At 68.8% G+C, this 253-nt stretch carries 1 protein-coding gene; it reads right to left on the bottom strand.

The window, feature by feature from the left end; translation table 11 throughout:
* On the bottom strand, window positions 1-253 hold a 253-nt coding region (locus AC1KVG_RS21815), incomplete at both ends, for an AMP-binding protein (protein ID WP_481095814.1).

Genomic DNA, 253 nt, shown 5'->3' with positions numbered 1-253 from the left:
CTGCCCGTCGTTGCGCCAGCGCACCCGGTCGCCTGTGCGGTACAGCCGTTCCCCAGCCTCGAACGCGCTCGCCACGAAGCGCTCGGCCGTCAACGCCTCCCGCTTCACGTACCCTTTCGCCACTCCCCATCCGCCGATGTACAGCTCACCTGCCACGCCCGGCGGCTGCAATTCCATCCGCGCGTCCAGCACGTACAGCGCCGTGTTCTCCATCGCACGGCCGATCGGCAGCATGCCGCTTGCCTGCACCTGA

The organism is Xanthomonas sp. NCPPB 3959 (assembly GCF_056675575.1).
This window is presented reverse-complemented; position numbering and strand designations above follow the sequence as displayed.